The 21,857-nt window shown below is 42.8% G+C and carries 22 protein-coding genes and 1 tRNA gene; 4 read left to right on the forward strand and 19 right to left on the reverse strand.

From position 1 onward, the window contains the following. Positions 1 to 48 precede the first annotated feature (48 nt). On the forward strand, positions 49 to 801 hold the full coding sequence (locus tag NT111_02635; GenBank protein ID MCX6804885.1) for a methyltransferase domain-containing protein: 753 nt from the start codon (positions 49 to 51) through the stop codon (positions 799 to 801). A 120-nt stretch (positions 802 to 921) separates the two neighbouring features. Further along, complete coding sequence (locus NT111_02640; protein ID MCX6804886.1) at positions 922 to 1,326, forward strand: tryptophan-rich sensory protein; 405 nt, start codon at positions 922 to 924, stop codon at positions 1,324 to 1,326. A gap of 175 nt (positions 1,327 to 1,501) precedes the next feature. Here the strand turns inward: NT111_02640 and NT111_02645 are convergent, their stop codons facing one another. Together NT111_02645 and NT111_02650 are read right to left on the reverse strand one after the other, a co-directional pair. Further along, entirely contained in the window at positions 1,502 to 1,966 is a 465-nt protein-coding gene (locus NT111_02645) for a hypothetical protein (GenBank protein ID MCX6804887.1), read from the reverse strand. A gap of 266 nt (positions 1,967 to 2,232) precedes the next feature. Beyond that, positions 2,233 to 2,634, reverse strand: a complete 402-nt coding sequence (locus NT111_02650) for a hypothetical protein (GenBank protein MCX6804888.1) — start codon at positions 2,632 to 2,634, stop codon at positions 2,233 to 2,235. Between the two features lie 327 nt (positions 2,635 to 2,961). Here NT111_02650 and NT111_02655 point away from each other — a divergent pair, with 327 nt between their 5' ends. After that, positions 2,962 to 3,153, forward strand: a complete 192-nt coding sequence (locus NT111_02655) for a DUF5679 domain-containing protein (protein ID MCX6804889.1) — start codon at positions 2,962 to 2,964, stop codon at positions 3,151 to 3,153. A 148-nt stretch (positions 3,154 to 3,301) separates the two neighbouring features. Further along, complete coding sequence (locus NT111_02660; protein ID MCX6804890.1) at positions 3,302 to 3,682, forward strand: hypothetical protein; 381 nt, start codon at positions 3,302 to 3,304, stop codon at positions 3,680 to 3,682. 99 nt (positions 3,683 to 3,781) lie between these two features. On the opposite strand, the gene trmD is transcribed toward NT111_02660, so the two are convergent. From trmD to NT111_02745, 17 genes are all read right to left on the reverse strand, one after another. Then, positions 3,782 to 4,456: a tRNA (guanosine(37)-N1)-methyltransferase TrmD gene (gene trmD / locus NT111_02665; GenBank protein MCX6804891.1), complete on the reverse strand. Its 675-nt coding sequence runs from the start codon at positions 4,454 to 4,456 to the stop codon at positions 3,782 to 3,784. Positions 4,457 to 4,497: 41 nt separating this feature from the next. After that, positions 4,498 to 4,878 carry a KH domain-containing protein gene (locus tag NT111_02670; GenBank protein ID MCX6804892.1) on the reverse strand — a complete coding sequence of 127 codons (381 nt, stop codon included), beginning with the start codon at positions 4,876 to 4,878 and terminating at the stop codon, positions 4,498 to 4,500. A gap of 72 nt (positions 4,879 to 4,950) precedes the next feature. After that, the gene (gene rpsP, locus NT111_02675) at positions 4,951 to 5,475 is read right to left on the reverse strand and encodes a 30S ribosomal protein S16 (GenBank protein ID MCX6804893.1); all 525 of its coding nucleotides are present in this window, start codon (positions 5,473 to 5,475) and stop codon (positions 4,951 to 4,953) included. A gap of 123 nt (positions 5,476 to 5,598) precedes the next feature. Continuing rightward, complete coding sequence (locus NT111_02680) at positions 5,599 to 8,076, reverse strand: AAA family ATPase (protein ID MCX6804894.1); 2,478 nt, start codon at positions 8,074 to 8,076, stop codon at positions 5,599 to 5,601. 51 nt (positions 8,077 to 8,127) lie between these two features. Beyond that, positions 8,128 to 9,426 (reverse strand): endonuclease domain-containing protein, encoded by a 1,299-nt coding sequence (locus NT111_02685; protein MCX6804895.1) that lies wholly within the window; start codon positions 9,424 to 9,426, stop codon positions 8,128 to 8,130. A 2-nt stretch (positions 9,427 to 9,428) separates the two neighbouring features. Continuing rightward, positions 9,429 to 10,718 (reverse strand): UDP-N-acetylmuramoyl-L-alanine--D-glutamate ligase, encoded by a 1,290-nt coding sequence (murD, locus tag NT111_02690; GenBank protein ID MCX6804896.1) that lies wholly within the window; start codon positions 10,716 to 10,718, stop codon positions 9,429 to 9,431. Between the two features lie 92 nt (positions 10,719 to 10,810). Further along, positions 10,811 to 11,485, reverse strand: coding sequence for an alpha/beta fold hydrolase (locus tag NT111_02695; protein MCX6804897.1), 675 nt, complete (start codon positions 11,483 to 11,485; stop codon positions 10,811 to 10,813). Positions 11,486 to 11,553: 68 nt separating this feature from the next. Further along, positions 11,554 to 12,258: a ribonuclease III gene (gene rnc / locus NT111_02700; GenBank protein MCX6804898.1), complete on the reverse strand. Its 705-nt coding sequence runs from the start codon at positions 12,256 to 12,258 to the stop codon at positions 11,554 to 11,556. Next, entirely contained in the window at positions 12,245 to 12,787 is a 543-nt protein-coding gene (locus tag NT111_02705) for an NUDIX domain-containing protein (GenBank protein MCX6804899.1), read from the reverse strand. Before NT111_02705 ends, rnc begins: the two co-directional genes overlap by 14 nt. Next, positions 12,711 to 13,220, reverse strand: coding sequence for a transcription antitermination factor NusB (gene nusB, locus NT111_02710; protein ID MCX6804900.1), 510 nt, complete (start codon positions 13,218 to 13,220; stop codon positions 12,711 to 12,713). Before nusB ends, NT111_02705 begins: the two co-directional genes overlap by 77 nt. 4 nt (positions 13,221 to 13,224) lie before the next feature. Continuing rightward, positions 13,225 to 13,392, reverse strand: coding sequence for a 50S ribosomal protein L32 (rpmF, locus tag NT111_02715; GenBank protein MCX6804901.1), 168 nt, complete (start codon positions 13,390 to 13,392; stop codon positions 13,225 to 13,227). A 171-nt stretch (positions 13,393 to 13,563) separates the two neighbouring features. After that, positions 13,564 to 15,981: a leucine--tRNA ligase gene (leuS, locus tag NT111_02720; protein ID MCX6804902.1), complete on the reverse strand. Its 2,418-nt coding sequence runs from the start codon at positions 15,979 to 15,981 to the stop codon at positions 13,564 to 13,566. Between the two features lie 87 nt (positions 15,982 to 16,068). Continuing rightward, positions 16,069 to 17,001 (reverse strand): branched-chain amino acid transaminase, encoded by a 933-nt coding sequence (locus NT111_02725; GenBank protein MCX6804903.1) that lies wholly within the window; start codon positions 16,999 to 17,001, stop codon positions 16,069 to 16,071. Positions 17,002 to 17,058: 57 nt separating this feature from the next. Next, positions 17,059 to 18,336 (reverse strand): Mur ligase family protein, encoded by a 1,278-nt coding sequence (locus tag NT111_02730; GenBank protein MCX6804904.1) that lies wholly within the window; start codon positions 18,334 to 18,336, stop codon positions 17,059 to 17,061. 26 nt (positions 18,337 to 18,362) lie between these two features. Then, the gene (locus NT111_02735) at positions 18,363 to 18,737 is read right to left on the reverse strand and encodes a hypothetical protein (protein ID MCX6804905.1); all 375 of its coding nucleotides are present in this window, start codon (positions 18,735 to 18,737) and stop codon (positions 18,363 to 18,365) included. 172 nt (positions 18,738 to 18,909) lie between these two features. Further along, positions 18,910 to 18,985 (reverse strand) — tRNA-Ala (locus NT111_02740). Positions 18,986 to 19,082: 97 nt separating this feature from the next. Beyond that, the gene (locus NT111_02745; protein MCX6804906.1) at positions 19,083 to 21,857 is read right to left on the reverse strand and encodes a cation-transporting P-type ATPase; all 2,775 of its coding nucleotides are present in this window, start codon (positions 21,855 to 21,857) and stop codon (positions 19,083 to 19,085) included.

The raw sequence follows: 21,857 nt of genomic DNA on the forward strand, positions 1-21,857 counted from the left end.
ATGGACACCGAGGGACCCGAAAGGGTCCTTTTTTGATACAATATGTGCATGACCAGTCCCATAACAAAGAATAACGAAAAATCTTATGACCTGCATGCTAACGACTGGCACAATGCAATGGCGACAAACTTTGGGCACAAATACCTTGAGAAGCCAGCCATGACTAGCCTTCTGCCAGAATCGCTGCAAGCTAAATCCGTCCTATGTATAGGCGTGGGCACAGGTGAGGAGCTGAGTGAGCTTATCAATCGAAGCCCAAGAGAAGTTGTTGCAATTGATATCTCAGAGGAACTACTCAAGATTACTGCGTCTAAGTTCCCCGATATTGAGCTCCACAAAATGGACATGATGGATCTCGCATTTGCAAGCGAACGCTTTGACTATGTATATTCTAGCTTGGCCCTTCATTACGCCAATGATTGGGACAAGCTACTCACAGGGATATTTAGAGTTCTAAAACAGAACGGTCATCTTATCTTCTCTACACACAACCCTGCTTATTGGGGTAAAAAGCCAGCAACAGGAGAATCGTACACTAACTTGCGTGGGGTGCGGGTCTCGGAGCACCAGGATACATTGCCAGGAGGCGTCGAGATAACCTACTACAATCTCGAGGGTCAAGCAGAAATCAAAGAGGCAGTCGAACACGCAGGGTTTACTCTTGAAAAATCATTTGAACCAGAAGTACGAGAGGCAGACCTTACGTCGCTGAGCGAGGCCGAGTCTCTTAGCTACACAAAGCTAAAGACCAAGAACGCATTGCTACCATTGTTCTACATTGTTAGCGCAACCAAGAGCTAGTTTGATTTGGACCACAAGGCCAGCCAACATGCTTATACTCAAAAAGACTCGAATGGGTCTTTTTTTGATACAATTAAGTGATTAAATAAATAATTATGCTACATAGAATTGCCTGAACTTATGGACGGAAGAACAATCTACTCACAATACATAAAACCACCGTGGTCGCCACCGTCGTGGGTAATTGGCCTTGTATGGTCGTTTTTGTATGTGATTATTGCAGTTTCCTTTAGCGCGGTTTTTTATAGTGCATATAAAAAGCAAATTCCGCGGGTAGTTGCTTTGCCTTTTGCTCTTAATATTATTTTCAACTTTGCCTTTCCATACATACAATTCGATTTGGCTAATAATTTTCTGGCATCTATCGACATATTGCTCGTTGTAGTCACACTCATATGGGCACTATTTGCAGTTTGGCGTAAAGCTCCCGAACTCAAATGGGTCGTATATGTAAACATCCCTTATCTTTTGTGGGGCGTATATGCGAGCTCTGTGCAGCTTGGAATTACTTATTTAAATGCCTAATTCAGGTACTCACATTACGGTGTGATAAGTTAAATCAAACTTATCACATAGCTTATGATTTTGATATTTAACATACTGAGGCTCAGCTATTGTTAAGGTCTCGGGCTTTGCAATACTCATAAATAGTATCGTAGCTGACCTCATGTCGCGAAGATGGAGGAAGCTATATCAAAGTTTAGTTCGAACACCGCTCTGAATTGAGTACTATACTGAGTTCGATATATTCAGCACTAGTACTATCATCTGGGGCTTCAAGCATGCCGTATATATCAGGCTGAAAGATATTGATATATTGCTTTGATATATTGGCGCGCTGTCCACCATTTGGCGTTGCTTCATTGGTCACTTGCCATCCATCTTTACGGAGTTGATCTATTATTGTCGAATATACTGATTCTGTTGAGCCTTTATCGGTAATACTTCTACCTTTAATGTCAAGACACCCTTCCTGAAAAAGCAGAGAAGATCCACCTTGATAGCTTCTTACATTTTGAGGGCTGGGAAGATAAGTATTTATAACATCTTCAGCGTTAGATATACTTGTAGGCAGGGATTCAATATATAAGAATGAAATGAAAGCTGCGGCGAGGATCGTTATCGAAAGAATACCTAAGATTATTCTTTTGATCAGTTTATTCATAGCAGTAATTATCTATTATGCTTAATAAAACGTCAAGGCCCACAAAAACTTTAGTAGAACGGTTTTAGTATTCTTATTTCCTTCGAGGGCTTGGTTCAATGCTAAAAAAATTCTAGAGTTCTTAATCTCTCATGAGTTCTAGAATTTAATCTACATTATAATTTGGATCATGCTCAGCTGAAATGCCGACACTAATTACTTCAAAATAATAAACACCCTTGCAGCTGCAAGGGTGTTTATTCGAACTTAAGCTTAAGTATGCTTGCTTAAGATTCTTTGATGTCGCCACCGTGAACAAGTAGTGCATATATGATGCAAACTGAGACGACTATAAGTATAACCGACCAAATTGGTTGGTAAGGTATAAATACTAAGTTAGCACATGCGTATACTACAGCAAGTACGATACCAACAATTCGGCCGTAAATGTTGCCTTTTAGCACTGAAAGGCCAGCTAGTAGTATTAGTACACCTACTGCTAAGTGGTACCAGCCCCAGGCATTTAAGTCTATAGCCAAGATGTTGTTTGCGCCAACCACATATACTTCTGGCTGAAACAAAGCTATAAAGCCAACGATGCTAGCGAAAAAACCCTGTAGAATCATTAGTACACCTGCAAAAGCCGCCCAGCCTACCCATCCACTCATTTGTTTGTTTGATTTGTCCATATTTTAAATTCTCCTTTTTAAATATTGCTATGCTTAAACATTAACACTACTTTACAATACGGGCAATGTTCTGTAGGTATCCCTTACTCTGTGTGGGGCGTATACGCGACCTCCGTGCAGCTTGGAATTACTTATTAAATTGCCGAATTCATGAGCTCACGGTACGCTCAGACTAATGGGTATTAAGAGAGTAAGACTTAATTGCTATACAGCAATATTTATTTGCCAAATATAAGCTGCTTACTCTAATTTTAACTTTTAGCTAGTGAATATCTTAAAAAGTGCTATAATTCAGTTTATTAAATAATTAAGAAGGAGTAAACAGAAATGATTACAGGATACTGTGTTAAATGCAAAGAAAAAGGAGTTGAATTATCAGCCCCAGAGATTCACCAAACTAGTAAAGGTGGATATATGGCCAAAGGCAAGCACGAAAAATGTGGAACAACTGTTTGTGCGATGATGTCTAAAGATAATGCCGAAAAAGCAATAGCAGACGGCGCTACAAAATCCTACTAAGCTAAACCCATAATATATTCTAGAAGGCTTTGTGTGCCGGCTGATCTAAGTCGGCACACCCAACCAATACCAGCTATTAAAATTCCGACCTAAAAAGTTAATATTTATTTGTTATAATAAAGCCGTAAATTAAACATTGGAGAAGCACATGAATAATCAATCTGATTCGCAGATGACAGTAATAAAAATAGTACGAGGAATTACATATGTAGTCTACGGCTTCACAATTGCCGCCGTTGTTAGCCTAGGCCTGAGCTTTTTCTTGCTCTTATTTAGTGCCAACCAAGATACCCCTTTCGTTAAGCTGGTGTATCAAGTGGCCTATGACTTTGCACAACCTTTCAGGGGCATATTCCCACCTCATCCCATAGGCGAGACTGGGTACTTTTCTACAACTGCGCTCTTCGCGATTGTCATGTACTTACTATTCGCTGCTGCTGTAAGCGCGCTCATAAGCTATATAAATCTCAGGATGGCCAAGCACCAGCAAGAACTTTCTGATATTGAAAACAAGTCATCCAGAAAATAACCTACCCATTTTTTCAAATATAAGCTAAATACTTTTACTGCCTAACTGGCTTTTTATTATCATATTAGCCTAGCCTGCCTATGTAATGAGGGCGGTATTTTAAAAGCTAAGTAGATCGGGGCGATTCTTTTGGGTCTTCTTCACAGACTCAGCCTTACGCCACACTAAAGTTTTGGAATGATTCCCCAGTAGAAGCACTTTTGGCACTTTCATGCCTTTGTATTCTTCTGGTCGAGTGTATTGAGGGTACTCAAGAAGGCCTTGGCTAAAGGACTCATCGTGCTGGCTCTGTGAATCACCTAGCACCCCTGGCACTAGTCTTACGCAAGCGTCAATAGCGGTCATTGCGGGTAGCTCTCCCCCTGTCAAAATAAAATCACCGACAGATATCTCTAAATCAACTAATTTCATTATTCGTTCATCAAAACCTTCATAATGGCCGCATATTATTATTACTTCTTTTAGTCGGCTAATTTTTCTAGCTGTAGACTGGGTGAATTGTTTGCCGCGAGGCGTCATGAGTATTACTTTAGCAAGCGGCAGCTTCTTTTTGATAGACTCAACTGCTTCATATATTGGCTCTGGCTTTAAGACCATCCCCGCACCTCCCCCATACGGAGTGTCATCGACTTGGCGCCGTTTACCTAGGCCAAAGCTCCGTAGATCAACTATGCTAAACTTTACGAGCTTTTCTTTTTGAGCCTTCCACATCATGCTTGAGCCGAGAATGGGGCTAAACATCTCTGGAAATAGAGTGATAATTGATATTTTCATGCAACCTATATTATAAAGCAACTAAGCATAACTGTTCAAGGCTAAAGCTCTATATCAAGTTCCTCTAAGCCCTCCCTGGCTTTAGCTTTGATATCCTCGGTACTGCTGAGTTCCGAATTAGGCTGTTGATTGCCTTGCGGCTCAATGGTATCACTCTGGGAGCCGGCCTCCTGGCCATCTGGCTCCGAAATCTTAAGGTTATATCGAGCATCCTGCTTGGCACCCAGCACTCTTAGGAGAGTCCTAATGGCCTTAGCCGTAGCACCTGCTTTACCTATTATCTTGCCCATATCATCTGGGTCTACAGTGAGCTCCAAAAGTACCCCCCGCTCATCAACTGTTCTTGTTATTTCTACTGATTCTGGCTTGTCTACGATTGTACCTACTATATACTCTAGAAATTCCTGATCTGATTGAGCCATACTTAATTCTCCTTAATATTAAAATACAACCTCATTGTAAACAATAAGGTTGTATTTTTCTAGTTCTGGCCACTACTCAGGCTTGGCTTGCTGGATATCTTGGGCTTTCTCTGCGGCTTGGGCGACCTTTTCAGTGGCCTCTTTTTGGTCTGTGGCCACCTTTGCTTCTGTTGCAGCTGTTTCAGGTGCATCTACCGATTGAATTTTGGCTTCTGATTTGTCTTCAGCTATATTTGCATCAGCTGCTTCGGGCTCTGCCTGTGCTGGTATCTCAACACCATCGGTTGGGGCTGCGGCTGACTTAGGATCTTCAGCCTCTTGCTTTGATTTTTTGAACCGGTCATGTGTTTTAGCCCAATCAGGTGTGATTACATCTTGGGTTTGGAGTATACGCAAGACTCTATCGGATGGCTGAGCACCATTAATTAGATACTTCTGGGTTAACTCTTTATTAATTTTGGTTTCTTTAGTGTGGGGGTTATAGGTGCCCAATATATCCAAAAACTTGCCAGTCGCGGCCCGACGCTTGTCGGCTGCTACTATACGATATATTGCCTGTTTTACTCGCCCGCCACGAGCTAATCGAATAACTACCATCTTTTCCTTTTCTTATACTTAGTTTTTGAAAAACGAATACGATCTATTCTACCTGTAAAATGGGGTTTTTGTCAATATTATCGTTCCCTTCCGAAGCTGAATTGGCAAAAATTACTGCCCTTGCTAGTTAATAATTGATCCGACTGGCAGTGAATCCAGCTTGACTCTTACTACCTGGGAATCATTATCGCCCTTTGTAGTTACCCCAAGAAGCTCGCTGGCTGCCGACATCGTGTCGTGATTATGAGTAACTACCAGGACTTGAGATTTATTCGAAATACTGGCCAGAAGTTCTGCAAATTTCTTGGTATTTAACTCGTCTAGGGCTGCATCTACTTCGTCGAGCACAATAAATGGGGATGGATTAGCTATAAGTATCCCGGCCAACAGAGCAACAGATGCCAGCGCCTTCTCTCCTCCGGACAAAGATGATAGATTCTGGGCTTTTTTATTAGGGAGCTGGACGATTATCTCGACACCATAGCCAAACTCTTGCTCTTTAAGCTCTAGCCGTGCTTGGCCGCCACCAAAAAGCTTCACAAAGTTCTTGCCAAAACTAATGTTAATTTTTTCGAAGCTCTTCTCGAATACTTTTTGCATCTTAGCAGTAATCTGAGTAGATGCCTTATCGAGGTCACCTATAGCCCCTAGAAGGTCTTCTTGCTGAGACTCCAGAAACTCCAGTCTCTGGGTCGCTTTGCTAGCCTCCCTCAAGACACCCGGACTTATTTCATTTAGAACCCCAGCCTCTGCCTCTAGCTTCTCAATAGTCGACATGTCAATTTTATCCTCCGAGGCCTTGATGCCCTTAGAGCCAGACCTAAACCATTGTCTATAAAGTGCTTTTATGGACTCCTTGGACTCATTTGCTGAAACTAACTCTGCCTTGACGACATCTATCTCGGCTTCTAAGCGTACACGGTTATTAGACATCTCTTCATGCCTGAGGTAGTAGGTGTTGTTCGACTCTTCATTATCGTTGCTGGCCAATTCAATCAATTCTTTACGAAGAGCGCCTAGCTGAGCAATAAGAGTATCTCTCTTCGCCTCTAGCCTAGCCAATTCTAATAATATCTTAGTGTGCTTTTTTTCTAGGCCTTGGGGTTTATTGTCCTTCTCCAATCCCCTGAGCTGTAAAGTCAGGTCTTTAATTCTAGATGTAGTGTTGGCAAAGTCCATCTCGCTTGCCCTAAGTATAATAATTTCTTTAATCTGGGACTCACTAATAACCTCGCGATCACCCAAGAGGCCCGAAATCGAGTTCTGGACGCGCCCGACCTTCATTGCTAATTCAGCGGGGTCATCTTGTATGGAATGCTTTATCATTCTGCGTAGCTTGTAGAATACCATCGCCAAATCAGTGTAGGACTTTCCCCTCTGCATGCTGTCTTGTAGTATGTCAATTAGGCCTAGACTATGCCTCAGATACTCTGTTTTTTGAGATTTAGAGAGTTGTAGTCTTGTTTCGTCTAGCACCTTGGTTTGATACTTAATCTTGCCATCTAAGGCACTGATCTGTTTCTCATTCTTACGTGCTTTAAGTTTTAAAATGCTATGTGTCTTGAGGTGGCTTTCGGAGCTGGCCACAAGATTATCTATTTCTGTCTTTATCTGATCTATAAGCGGGTTTTGTGTGTTTATTTGGCTGTTCACCTCTTGAATTTCTAATTTAAGCTCAGAAATAATATCATCTGAAGCATCTCTTTCAGACTCCAAAGATGTGAGTTTTTCTGTAATCTTTAGCGCAGCCTGCCGAGATTTTACAATCTGGTTCTGGCTATGTTGCTTATCTAGCTTTGCTATCTCTGAGAATAAAACTTTAAGCATGGCCTTACGGCTTGCTAGCTTAGTGTTGGTCGAAGTTACTAATTTACCAATACTGAGACTAGTTTGGCTGATATAGGCCAACTTACTAGATAGCGTTTCGGCGAGAAGTTTTTTACGCCTGTCAAACATGGCGGCTTGGCTGCTCAGTATTTCCTGCTGAGGCCTCAGCTCTGAGAGCAGATCCTGCACCTGGGTAAGATTCTGCTTTGTGGTCTCGATTCGCTTGCGTGCCTGTCCGAGCTTAATCTCATACTGCTTAATTCCGCTCGCCTCATCGAATAATTGCTTCCTTTCCTGGCCGCTTGATAGTATTAACCGATCTATCATGCCTTGGCCTATTACCGTGTAGCTCCCCACCCCGAAGCCACTTGAGGCTAATAGTTCTTGTATGTAGCTGAGGCTAACCCGTTTGGAATTAAGAAGGTAGTTACTTTCACCACTTCGATAGAGCCTACGAGTTATCTCTATTTCGGTAAAGTCCAGCGGGATACTGCCAGATTTATTATCGAGGGTTATTATAACCTCTGCCATACTCGCACGAGATTTACTATCTCCTCCATGATAGATCAAGTCTTCCGACTTATCGGTCCTAAGCGACTTGTTCTTTTGTTCGCCAAAAACCCACCTTATCGCGTCGGCGATATTGCTCTTTCCTGATCCGTTGGGGCCAACTATTGCCACCAACCCGTCCCCGAAGTTAATCTTAGTGCGTTTTGCAAAAGACTTAAACCCAGCGAGCTCGATACTAACTAAAGAAACTACTCCTGACTTCATCACTCTATTGTACTTGTGATTACTACCCTTAAGCAATAAGCTAATAGAATATTAAGATGGCTCCAGGTATTGCCTAATTGCTTCCTGGAGTTTTTTAGGCATAAAACTATCTCGCCAGGACATATAATCATAATTGGGTTCATCGAACTTTAGGCTAGATAGCTCTGGATAGCTACCTAATTTTTTGGACATTGCTATAGCGGTACGCGTTTCGGCAATTTCTCCCACACACTCTAGAGGCTTATGACCGTCGATGCCCAGGAGCTGCTCGAAAGTGCCTTTTAGCTCGGGGTCTGCAAAAAGATTTTTACCTCCAAAGAGCTCCATGAGCTGGATCTTACTAGTAAATGGTGAGAATACTGTAAAGACAAATGCACACTTGGGGCACTTTCCGCACCAACCAAGCTTGCTAGCATTCCCGACGGTGAAGTTGGCATTACAGCTTGAAAAAATAGCTTTATACTTATCAAGATAGTTCTCGCAAAATATTTTAGCTATTCTCAATTCGCTAAATGGCCTAAGCACAGAATAATACTCAATGTCTTGAGCAATATTGGATTTAATATACTCGGCCATATCCTTTTCAAACATCGATGTTTTAGAGTACTGGTGGTTGATGGGGAGCCCACGCCATATCAAATTTGGCTCGTCGGTAGAAGATTCAATGGCCCAGATGAGGCTTTTTTTGCCGGATAGAATGGCTAGAACCACACCGATAAAGCCGACTATTGCAGTGATTGGGACATGGCCATTATAGGCATCTAACTCATTTAAACGAACTAGGTTGGGGTCGATAGTTCGTGATACGCCTACTAAGTCAGCTCCTAGCACATCGGCGATCGCGCCGAATCTGGCGCCGTGGTTTACCACCCAACAACTAAAATCTATCCCTACTTCTTTTAGTAGTTCAGCGGCCACTATCGAATCTTTACCTCCGCCAAGTGCCACTAAAGCACCTACGCCATTTGACTTGATCGGGGTATTTTTGGCAGCTTCAGAAAGCGGGAAATCAATTTGCCCCTTCCAGTCGAGTGAGTTCGTGTAGAAGAACTGGGCTAAGCCATTAATGTATATTTTATCGAAAAAGAGCTTTTGCTGTTTGCTAAGACTCCCCTTACTAATAACTATTTTCTTTGGCAGATAGGCCTTATAGTAACTAATGCCCGCCATAATCCAGAGCGAGAAGAGTGCGCTATCGAGACTCTGGGGGCTATAATCCGTTGCCTCGACTTGCCATGCAATTGTTTCAGTGAAGAACAGTTCCCCATCTAAACTGTAACTGAAGACTGCCTTGTTAGTAGTTGAATCAAAAATGTAATCTTCAAATATAAATGCCTGATACTTTTTCATTTCTAGCCAGTCCCTTCTACTATTTTATTAAATGCCAGTCCTCTCTGAATATAATCGCTGAACATATCAAAGCTAGAACAGCCTGGGCTAAATACCACGACATCACCTCGCTGGGCTTTGAGTAGGCCAGCAGCTATAATCTGCTCAAAGTTATTGCCGGACATATAATTGACATTTTTAACATTCTTTTTTGATAGATCCTTGGCAATATTTTTACCTGTCTGACCATATGTAATAATTGCCCTAAAATCTTGTTTACTAACCTCTTCGGCCAGATCGTCAAATTGCGTTTTTTTATCATAACCGCCTAGGAACAGGACTTGTGGCTGCGTGAAGCATTTGATGGCAGCTATAGTGGAGGTAGGGTTGGCGGAGAATGAATCGTTATAATACTTTATTCCATTCCTCTCTGCAACAAGCTCTATATGGTAAGGTAGCCCAGTAAATGTGGAGAGGACCTGGCGGATAGCTTTGATATCTTGGGTATAAACCCAGCATGCTGCAATTGCGGCGCACATGTTCTGCAGATTATGGACTCCAGGCAAGGCAATATCCGACACATTAACTATTTTTTGACCAAAGGCCACGATAGCGCCATCCTTAACACAGACATCGGCTGTTGAGCCATAAGAATATTTTGTTTCTGCTGCTGATAATTGAGCTAGCTGCTGAGAGACCTTATTATCTGCATAATAAATCGCTACATTATCAGGCTTTTGAAACTTAAAAATATTACCCTTGGAGTTCTGGTACTCGGCTAGGTCATCATGCCAATCTAGGTGGTCTTGGGTCACCATAAGACAGACAGCCACTTGCGGGCTTGAATCGACATCATAAAGCTGAAAACTAGACATCTCGTAAATGACTACATCGCTAGATTTGATATTCTGGAGTTCATCTAGTGCGGGAGTTCCGATGTTACCTAGTAAATGGGCAGTTATGCCAGCTTGTCTTAGAATCTTATATACTAAGGTGGCCGTGGTGCCCTTGCCCTTAGAGCCAGTCACGCCGATGATGGGAGCCTTGCAGCTTTGCAAGAACTCGTTAGTGGGGGTAGTTATAGGAGTCTTAATAGAGCTGGTCTGGATCCTTAGGCCTGGGCTCCGAACTAGCAATTGGTAACCATAATTGTCCAGCCCCATAAGAGCATCGGGCCCAAGCACAGATGCTACTCCCTTGGGTATATTCTTATTAAGATCGTTGTCATGGATAGTTATTTCGTTGCTGGACTTGCTCCAATGCCTAAATGCCGACTGGCCTTCTTTGCCGTATCCTAGTATTGCTATCTTCATGGCTCTAATTATAGACTGTTTTAGGCTATTCTAGCTAATTTAGGCCCCCTTACTTCGAAGGGGGCCTAAGAACGATAGGACTACTAAGTGATTTACCTTACGGTCTGCTTGTGGCGGACTGATACGCTATGGATTACCGCGGGACTATTGACCAAAGAAACATGTCCCACCGTGGCATAGATGATATTTATTCTGCTAATCTTGTCTCCTATTGCCATTTTAGCGGTGAAAAGAGCAAAATTTTCTAAATGCGTAGGTACTACTAAATAATTATTGCCACCGTCTACCATGGAGGCAAACCAGGGCACGACTAGAGCATCGAGAGCCGAAAAATATGAATGCACCTTGCTAGGGTCTAAATTTTTATTTTTCCTAAGCTCGCTTAACCAGCGACTTCGATGATTCATCGCTTTTATAGATGGGAACGGGAACCATGTTGGGGCAAGCCTGGTGCCATAAAATGGCGATCCAAACACCTCGACCGAAATAACTCGGTCAGGGAAGTGATTAGCCAATGCTAGCGCCAGCAGCCCTCCCTGAGAGTGCCCAACTAATATATATTCTGTCTCTTTTCCATGATAAAAGTAACGCTCCGTGAGCTGGCTTAGAGAACTATCAATTCTGCCGATGCCCAATAGAGGTATGCTTTCAAGATGTACGCTGAGACCAATCTTTTCAAATAGCTCTATAAGCTTTGCATAGGGGTAGTGTTTGATTCCAAATGGCGGGGCAAATGTCCCCGAAATTATAATTACCTCTGGTTTCATTTCTCACCTCGTTGTAGGGTTGTAGGGAATAAAGCTCATGGCTATTTAATCACAGTCCTGTGAGTTACTCAAGCCGACTTTTTGACCTCATACTTCTCTAAAGCATCTTGAGCTGCAGATTGCTGAGCAGTTTGCTTACTATTGCCTTTACCTGTGCCCCATATTTTATCCTTCAAATAGACTGCCATCTCGAATATCTTGTCGTGGTCCGGCCCTGACTCCGACACTACTTCATAGTGAGGCGTAGTACCTTCTCGCTCCTGAGAGATTTCCTGGAAATGACTCTTGGCATCAATATGGGCTCCCGAAGCCAAGATACCATCAAGCTTAGAATTGATATTTACATCGATGAATTTGGCTGCTTCGTCGTAACCCTGGTCTAAATATATAGCACCTATTATTGCTTCGACCAAGTTAGCCAGTAGGGCCATCCTGGTTCTACCACCGCTCTTAGCTTCTCCCCGGCTCATCAGTAAAAATTTACCTATATCTAATGTTTCGGCCAGATCAGCCAGGCTCTCGGTCTTAACTAAAGCTGCTCGCCAGCTTGTCAGTTCTCCCTCGGGTTTATCCAAAAACTTTAAAAACAAGAAATCTGTCACTACTAGCTCTAAAACTGCATCACCCAAAAATTCCAGCCTCTCGTTGTGATGCTTTACTGTAGAGCGGTGCTCATTCACATAACTGCGGTGGGTAAAAGCAGTTTTGATTAGATCATCGCTCTTAAACTTAACCTTGATTATTGCTTCGACTTGTTCTTTATTGAATACCATATGCTTTTCTTACGCGTTTTGCGCCCTCCTCTAATAATACTTTGGTTGCCTTGTATTCGATAGCCTTAAATGCAGCTTGCTCGTCAAACCAGCTAACATCTACTATGCCTTCTGACTTTTCAGGCAGTAAGGTTTCATTCAGGTCTGTCGATTCCATCAAAAAAACATAAGTCGTCATGAATATCAGTTTACCCTCCATACGATAGAAAAAGTGTATTTTATCTAGCTTATCAATTATCTTAATACCCACGAGCCCCGTTTCCTCTGCAACCTCTCTGATGGCAGTCTGCTCGAGTGTCTCGCCACTCTCTACATGCCCCTTAGGTATACTCCAGCGACCTTTAACATCCTGAAGCAATAAAAACTCCAGGGATCCATTTTTAATTCGAAATATAACTCCTCCGGCAGTGTACTCTCGTACGGCCTTAGAGCGTAGGTCTTTGGAATGCTCTTTATTTTTTGGTCGATTTCGATGAGTCATTTTGGCTGGCATCGACTTGACCGATTCGTTTGTCTTCTCTGGGGTCATATAGCTCGCTTTGTCTGAATATTGTTCCCAATACTCCATTAATAAATTTACTGGAGTTGTCGCCACCAAATTCTTTGGCTAGCTCAACTGCCTCATTTATAACTACCTTTGGCGGTACATCCTTTTTAATTAGCAGTTCGTAGAGGCTCATTCTTAGAATTGACTTGTCAATCTTGGCGATCTGATCAATTGGCCACTCTGGGGCAGCTGGTATGATCATTTTATCGAGTAGATCTAGATTCTTGAAGGTTCCCTTGACTAGATCGATTATAAACTCTGATTCGTCTACTGCATCTCGATAGACCTCAATATTGCGCCTCAATACTTCGTCCGTATCAGTACTTAGGCCATCTATACCCAAGCTATCACGAAAGTCACATTCGTAAATACTTTGAAGGGCGATGATCCTACAAAGATGTCGATTGGAGGCCATTTAGCTAGACCTTTCTTGATCGTGCTAATCCAAGGCTAGCTGCTTTATGCAGCCGCCTAGGTACGGCCTGCCCACTGGTCTTTTCTACAACCAAATTTACTGCGACTAGGCTATCGTGATTGCGTCTCTGCCCACGAGTAGATGATGTTCGGCGTTTCTTAGGTACTGCCATTGTTCTCTCCTTTTAGTTAGAGAAGATATATAAGCAAAGAGCTTTTGCGAAGTGCATTATCGAAATATCGAGATTGATTAGATTAGCGAGTGCTTTATACTTTGCCAATCTAGATTGCACTAGGCATATCTTCGAAATCAACTATAGCAAATTTTAGCAGTTTTGGCAAGGCTAGCGGACTACAAAATTAACAAGCTTACCTGGTACGGAAATGACCTTGACGATATCCATACCACTCATTTTATCGGCAAGTTTATCACGAGCCATTCGCTCAAGCTCGACTGGGCTGTGGGCATTTTCAATGTTTACTATAAATTGATCTCGAAGTTTTCCATTAATCTGGATTACTATAGTCAAGACATCGTCTTTGCAAAGGTTAGGATCATACTTTGGCCAGGCCTGGAGATGAACACTTTGCTCATTATTTAATAATTCCCATAGCTCTTCAGATAAATATGGTGCAAATGGTGCCAGCAGCTTGGTGAATGTTGAGGTTATTACGTTCCACTGCTCTTTAGATATTTGGCCCTTATGTTTTAGGGTCCCGGCAAAATTAACAAACTCCATCATTGCAGCAATGGCTGTATTAAATCTGATTTTTTGAACGTCTTCAGTGACTTTTTTTATAAGCCTATGAAGCTTTGAAACTAGCTCGGCTTCAACTATTGAGTCAAGACTAGCCTCTTTATACTCTGTCGTGATAAGTTCCCATATTTTATTAATGAATCTATAGGTACCCTCGAAGCGCTTCGGATCCCAGGGTCCACCATCTTCGTACGGGCCCATGAACATCAGGTACATCCTGACAGAATCAGCACCGTATTTGTCGACATAGTCGTCGGGGTTAATGACATTGTTCTTTGATTTACTCATCTTCTTGCCATCGGGCCCGTTTATCATCCCTTGATTAATAAGCTTCATGAAGGGCTCATCAAAATCAATATAGCCCTGCGAATGTAAGAACTTAGTAACGAAGCGAGCGTACATTAAATGCAGTACGGCATGTTCAGCGCCACCAATGTAGTTATCCACTGGTAGCCATTGTTTGACTGCCACTGGGTCAAATGGGCCAGCTTGATAGTTTGGGTTGGGATAACGTAAGAAATACCAGCTGCTATCCACAAAAGTATCCATAGTATCGGTTTCCCGCTTGGCCTCACCGCTACATTGAGGACACTTAACATCAAGGAAGTCTTTATTGTCTAAAAGCGGGCTACGGCCATCTTCGCCGAATTTTTGGTTCAGGGGTAGCTCGACTGGCAGGTCGGCTTCTGGTACAGCCACCACGCCACATTTTTCACAGTGGATTATTGGGATTGGTGTGCCCCAATATCGTTGCCTGGATATCAGCCAATCACGCAATCTAAATTGAGTTTGGCTTTTACCAATCTCGGTTTTTTCGAGCCATTTGATAATCTTGGCTTTTGCGCTAGTGCTATCTAGGCCGCTAAATTCGCCAGAGTTTATTAGCTTGGTATCTGCCTCATGGTTACTGCCCTCTGAGCTTTCATCGCTTAACACTTGCGTAATATCTAGGCCAAACTTACTAGCAAATTCAAAATCACGCTCATCGTGAGCTGGCACCGCCATTATTGCACCAGTTCCATAATCCATTAGAATATATTCGCTTATCCAGATTGGTATATTTTGATTAGTCGCAGGGTTAACAGCAAAAGCGCCAGTAAAAACTCCCGTTTTTTCTTTAGTTTCCATGCGATCTATATTGGTCTTAGCACCTACATCAGATATGTATTTTTTTACTGCATCAGACTGGCTATTTGTTGTTATAGTTTCAATAAGCGGATGTTCGGGGGCAACGACCATAAATGTAACTCCGAAAATAGTATCGGCTCTGGTAGTATAGACATCTAATTTTTGAGTTGAGTTATCGATTGGAAACTCGATATGCGCACCAACGCTACGACCTATCCAGTTGCGCTGCATGTCTTTTATGCGTTCAGGCCAGTCAATCTTATCAAGGTCGTCAATAAGAGCGTCTGCATAATCTGTAATCTTAAGAAACCATTGCTTCAAAAGCTTTCGTTCGACTTTTGCGCCACTACGATCGGCGAAGCCATTGACCACCTGCTCATTTGCAAGAACTGTCTTATCGACTGGATCCCAATTAACCAAAGCCTCTTTTTGATAAGCTTTGCCTTCATGAAACATCTTAAGAAACATCCATTGCGTCCATTTGTAGTAGCTGGGGTCGCTGGTCTGAAAAGTCTTACTCCAGTCATACATAGCACCAATCTTATTTATTTGCGCAGTCATGTCAGAAATATTTTGATTGGTCCACTCATCAGCCATCAGTCCTCTTTGAATGGCTGCGTTTTCTGCTGGCAGACCAAACGAATCAAAGCCAAAAGGTTCTAAGACATTCTGGCCATGCATTCTAGAATACCTGGCCAGCGTATCGGCTGGGGCAAAATTGTACCAGTGCCCAATGTGCAGATTACCCGATGGATATGCAAACATCACCAAATTGTATAATTTATTTTTTGGATCTTTAGAGGTCTTATTTATATCAGTTTCTTGCCAAATTTTGCTCCACTTGGCTTCATTTTTTACTGGGTCGTAGTTATTCATAATGTCCTTATTGTACCAAACTTGCCCAGCCGATAGCCAGTATTAAGCTGTCTGCAGGCTAAATTTGCTATATTAGGGGCATGGTATTTATGCTGGAGTTAGCCAGCTTGTGAGCATGGAATTTTCTCCTTTTTGAGCCTGGGCATAGCTAAGGCTTAGTTGGCGTGTGATTTTACCGATCTTACCATCGCCCAGCTTGCGCTTATCAATACTTAAAATCGGAGTAATGTTAGCTGAACTGCCACACATAAAGGCCTCATCTGCAATGTATAGTTCGGTCCTATCGATTGGCCTTTGTTCGCAGGCAATACCAAGTATGCCGGCTATTTGCATGATACTAGAGCGAGTAATGCCCTCTAATATATCGGTTGCCATATCAGGTGTGATAATTTTGCCATCACGGACTATAAATAAATTTGCAACGGTGCCTTCGCTAACATGACCAGTACTATCAAGTGCGATTGCCTCATCGTAGCCATTTTGCAAAGCTTCATTTTTCATTAAGCTGGCATTAACATACTGCCCATTAACCTTGGCCCTTGATGGAATCATATTATCGGCTGAGCGCGTCCAGCTACTAACACAGGCTTTAATACCGCTACGCGGGAATATCTCACCCATCGGGTATACATAGGCACTTAGGGAATTTTTAAGACCTTTTATTTTGGTGCCAGCTATTTCCTCATCAATAAATATCGTAACCCTCACCAGAGCATCTTCCTGCACGCTGTTTTTGCGTAGAAGATTGATCATAATTTTTTCAAATTCAGCATAGCTATATTTATCTTCGAAGCTTTCGAAGTCCATAATGCGAGCTGAATTGCATAGCCGTTTGTAGTGATCCTTTAGTCTAAAAATATTTAGTTCTTTTGAATTTTTATTCCAGATTGCGTTAAAGACGGTGTAAACACTAAGACCGTATAAAACAGGTGAGCTGGCGATGCTTAGGTTGGCATCTTTAAAAGGCACCCACTGGTCTCTGAAATATACGATTGATTTAGAATAATTTAACTTTTGCATATTTATTATTGTATCTGTCTTGGTCGGTCAAGACTAGCCCCGATAGGATATTTTGCACTACAGCCCAAAAGCTTTTCGCTTTTTTCGCTGCCAGGATTTACTTTGCCGCACAACAAAATCTTTCGGGTTAAGGCTTGGATCTAATAATATCCGAACAGCTTCTTCTAGGAAAACGCCATTTTGCGAGCCCTTTACGAGTACCACATCGCCTTTTGCCAAAATTCGCTTTAGAAAATGCCCTACCTCATAAGGGGTTTTGAACATCTTAATATTGTCTGAGTCCATGCCGCCCGCCTTGGCTCCCTCGACGATATTAATTTCAGCGTCCCGTCCTATCACAATGAGCATATCGGCTTTGGCTGCCGCCACCTTGCCAACCTCATAATGCCCTTTCCGGGCATACTCACCAAGCTCATTCATATTCCCCAAAATAGCAATACGCTTCTTTGCATTAATATCGCCTAGCACTCCCAGGGCAGCGATAGCAGCAACAGGGCTTGAATTGTAGCTATCATCGATAATACTGGAGCCATTTACTCCTTTAATAAGCCTCATTCGGCCATTTACTCCCTCTATCTTTGCAAGTCCCTTGGCTATATCTTTTATTTCCATGCCCAGCTGGCTAGCTACGCTGGCGGCAGCAAGTAGGCTACTGAGGCTCTGCACACCCACCATTTTAGTAGTTATCTTGTGACTCTGCTTGCCAAAATAGAGTGTGGCCTGCAAATTACCTGATTTCAATCTCACGATATTGCCAAACCTAATAGAATCTCTTTGAGTGCCATAGCCTACCGAATTTTTTATCTTAGAAGCCTGCTTAGCAAGAGATTCAAATTCGCCATTATATATAACGGTCTTAGCCTGGCTAGCAATCATACAATTATCGTGTATTACCTTTTCAATACTCCCCATACGATCCATATGTACTCTAGCCACACCAGTGATAACCCCATAGCTAGGCTTAATAAAGGCCAGGAGCTTCATCATATCTTCGAGTTCATCATCTGCCATCTCGAGCACAATAATGTCATAAGGATAATTTTTAATAATAGAATTTATCTTTTGGAGAATCCTGTGCCAGGCAACTGGATCCCACAAGTTAGTGGGTGCCTTTAGGCCAAAAAAGCTAAGCGGCAAGCCGATATCCGTATTATAACTATCCTCGCTAAACTGTACTTGGTGGGCAGAGCTGAGCAGCTGCCCTATAGCCACCTTTGCGCTCGTCTTGCCGATGCTACCAGTAACAGCAATTACGGTTAATGTTTTTGAATCCAGTAGCTGACGAACCTTTTTAGCTAGCCGAAGTGCGATTAATTTTTTCGGTAGTTTCTTCATAGTTCGTGTATTCTAGCATAAAAATGCTATCTCTTGATCTTTTTTGCTTTTCGTTGGGGGGTTTTTTTGCTGTTTTTTAATGATTTCTTATAGCGTCGTTTATACCATGCGGGGCCGAATTTTTCTGGTGGCAAATAGGCTCTTACTACACCAAAAAGTACGAATACAGATGCTACATAATTAAGGCTGGAGAGATCAGCCCATAGACCAAAGGCCAATGTAAACATCCCAAGTGCCATGGGTATCCCTGCTATTCCCAGTACATAGTCGATATTCCTTCCGAGTAGTGGGAAGAAATGATCATTAGGATCAGATTTATGCTTTCCCGATGTAACTTCATAGCCGAACCAAAATAAAAATGCCCCGAGCCCAAGTAGTACTAATGCGATTATTCCTGTCATGCTTATATTATAGCAAATATTTAGATTATATATTCGAAATTAAAAATTATCCTACCGGAGTAGGATAATTTTATTGCCAAGGGCATATCGGCTGGCGAGCTCGTGCACCGAACCTTCGGTTCTCACGATTATTACCTACATTATAAAACCCCCTGTGCAGGGGGTTTTATAATGGTGGAGCATATCGGGTTCGAACCGATGACCTCATCCATGCCATGGATGCGCGCTACCAACTGCGCCAATGCCCCAACTAAGGATTTGAATTTACTTGTTTCAAATTCAAGAAATATAACCCGTATAGCAGTGGTATTTTATACGAAAATCAGCTTTTCGGCAAGCCATCTACTAGCTCTGGGTCTGATTAGATCGCCACCTGTATTTTGCTAGCTCCCTGAGCGTGAGGTATATAATAGCTGCCGATATAGGTGCCACCCAATCTATCGGCGCCAAAGGACTGTTACCGAGGTAATTGGCAAATAATGGTACATAAATTACTACTAATACACAAAGCAGTGAAAGGCCTATAGCGAACCAGAGTCGCCAATTGCTAAATATATACCTAGTAAATATAGTTTGGCCAGGTGCTGTCCGCCTAGAAAAGACAGTACCGTACTGACAAAGCACAATTGAAAGATAGGTCGCGGTCGTGGCTTTGCTGGCTAAACCCAAATTGGCGGATGATACTGGCTGGCCGGCTATAGCGAAGGTTATTAAAAAACAGCCATATGCTAGCGCACCTATAACTATACCCCCCAAAATAAGATCTACAATTGCTCTAATACCTAAAATATGCTGCTTGGCATCCCTAGGCTTTCCATCCATAACATTTCCTGTCGGAGGATCCCAGCCCAGAGCCGTTATGGGAAATAACTCGGCCATGAGATCGATGGCTAGGATTTGTAGTGCTGAGATTGCAATGGGTATATGAAAAAGCCAAGTAAAGAAAAGGCTAATCAGGACAACTGCTAGCTCTCCACCATTAGAGGTTAGTGCTGATAATGCTGATTTCTGAATGTTCTGGTAAATAACTCTGCCCTGCTTAATGGCCTCGACCAGAGTATGGAAGCTATCATCTAGCAGTATTATTTCAGCGGAATCCTTGGCGACATCGCTTCCCACCCTGCCCATAGCCACGCCAATATCGGCCCTCTTTAGGGCTGGTGCGTCATTAATGCCATCTCCAGTGACTGCTAAGGTGTAATTGTATTTTTTTAGGATATTAACAATCCTAAGCTTATCAGAGGGGGATACCCTCGCAAAAATTGCTCGGCCTGTCATCACTAGTTTGCTGACTTTTTTATCTGATAATCTAGCAAGTTGGTTGTGGGTAGTCAAAATATGTCTCTGCCCCTGTGCAAAACCAATTTGCTGAGCGATAGCTGATGCAGTGTGCGCTTCATCGCCAGTGACAATAGTGACCACCATGTGAGCCCTATTGGCTGCCAACATGGCCTCAGCGACTTCTTCTCTGGGAGGATCTATCATCGAGGCAATACCTAAAAATACTAGGCCTGACTCAGATTGGTCTGCACTCTTAGGTATCTCCCCTTTAATTGGCCTGTAGGCCAAGGCAATATTTCGCATAGCCTGAGATGACATTTCATCAGTGTAGGCCTGTATCTTTTTGAGATGGTCTTTTTTAATAGGAATAACATGGCCCTCATGAACGATATGAGAGCAGCTACTTACTATTGCTTCTGGAGAGCCCTTAGCAAAGACATACTTTTGCCCAAAGTGCCTAGCGACTACACTCATCATCTTCCGATCTGAGTCAAAAGGGAATTCCCTAATGTTTTGTGGCACTGTGCCTGGCTTGATAAATTTAGCTTTTTGGGCCAAGGTTACCAAGGCAGCCTCGGTGGGGTCTCCAATACTATACCAAGTAGGATGCTCGGAATCTGGCTCGTGTACGCTGGCATTGCTAGACATAAACCCACACTCTATGAGTGGCTTTAAGGCCATTAGCTCCGATTTATCGAGCTTAAAGCCCTCGGAATTAAGCACCCTACCATGGGGCATAAAGCCAGTTCCCTCAATTCTATAATTAGCCCCCAGTGAAAATAAATTAGTCACGGTCATTTCGTTCTTGGTTAGAGTCCCGGTTTTATCCGTGCATATTATTTGAGTCGAGCCGAGTGTTTCCACTGCAGTTAGCCTTCTGACCAAGACTCTGGATTTGGCCAGCTTACCAGCTGCCTGTGCCAAAGCAACATTAACCTCGGCTGGTAGGCCCTGAGGTATCATGGCGGCAGCAATTCCGATAGCGAATAAAAAAGCTTCGCGCAGACCTAATTGGGCGCCAAGGCTGATCGGTATAAGAACAGCCATCAGGATTATCGTTCCTTGGGTTATCCGTAGAGCCAGATTTGATATCTCTTTTTGAAGTGGGGATCGATCAGGTTTGGCTTCCTGGCTAAGTTTTGCTATCGTGCCTAGCTCTGTCTTCATTCCAGTAGCTACGACGACTCCCCGGCCGACTCCAGAGGCCACAGTTGTGCCCATATATACCATATTATTTCTATCTGCTAGCTCGACATCTTTACTTATTGGCTCTATAGAGCAAGCACTGGGGCTAGATTCACCTGTCAGAGCGTATTCGTTGGTAAGTAGACTATCAGCCAGCAAAAGCCTAAGGTCAGCCGGCACACTGTCACCAGCCTCCATCATCACGATGTCGCCTGGTACTAGATCCTGGGCATCTATTTGCATTGGTACCCCACTTCTTATCACCTTAGCGGTAGGCTGCAATAAGCGCCCTAGGCTCTGCATAACTCTATCGGCCCGATACTCCTGTGTAAAGCCTATCAAAACATTAATAGCAATGATGGCAATAAGTACTGTGGTGGTCCGACTATCTTTTAAATACCAACTAAGTCCGGCAGTGAGCATTAGCAGTACCACCAGTAGATCCTGGAACTGCCTTATAAATATCGATATAGTTTCAAAGTGCTTTATGCGTCTAACTTTATTCTTACCTACATCTTTAAGCCGCTTACTAGCATCTAAATGATCCAAACCCTGTTTAGAGCTATGAAGCTCATCCAGACAGGCCTTAGCGCTTCTAGAGTGCCAGTGCGGTGGAGATATGCTAGCCTGTTTCTTAGGCCAAAATAACATCAT

It is taken from the genome of Patescibacteria group bacterium (genome assembly GCA_026397045.1).
GTDB lineage: Bacteria > Patescibacteriota > Saccharimonadia > CAILAD01 > BJGX01 > JAPLVO01.